The sequence below is a fragment of the Mycobacterium sp. ZZG genome, from assembly GCF_054786995.1.
Genome location: NZ_JBTBFV010000205.1, coordinates 1 through 537, shown reverse-complemented (window position 1 = coordinate 537; position 537 = coordinate 1). Strand labels below are relative to the sequence as shown.

Genomic DNA, 537 nt, shown 5'->3' with positions numbered 1-537 from the left:
GGCGTCGCTGCATCAGGCTTGCGCCCATTGTGCAATATTCCCCACTGCTGCCTCCCGTAGGAGTCTGGGCCGTGTCTCAGTCCCAGTGTGGCCGATCACCCTCTCAGGTCGGCTACCCGTCGTCGCCTTGGTAGGCCATTACCCCACCAACAAGCTGATAGGCCGCGGGCCCATCCCCAACCGCAAAAGCTTTCCACCAAACACCATGCGATGTAAGGTCATATCCGGTATTAGACCCAGTTTCCCAGGCTTATCCCAAAGTCAGGGGCAGATCACCCACGTGTTACTCACCCGTTCGCCACTCGAGTACCCAGCAAGCTGGGCCTTTCCGTTCGACTTGCATGTGTTAAGCACGCCGCCAGCGTTCGTCCTGAGCCAGGATCAAACTCTCCATGAAAAAACATCGAAACAAACCCACCAACCACAAAAGCCAGCAGAAGTTTCAACACAATCAGGAAAGAAAAACCTGACCAATCCAAAAACTAGCAACACCCACCCCATCGGAGCAGATGCCACAAAATAAATCATCATCCATCC

At 54.2% G+C, this 537-nt stretch carries 1 rRNA gene; it reads right to left on the bottom strand.

What is annotated here, in order from left to right:
- Positions 1-397 (bottom strand): 16S ribosomal RNA (locus tag ACXMYJ_RS29370); the annotation flags it as partial.
- Positions 398-537 lie beyond the last annotated feature (140 nt).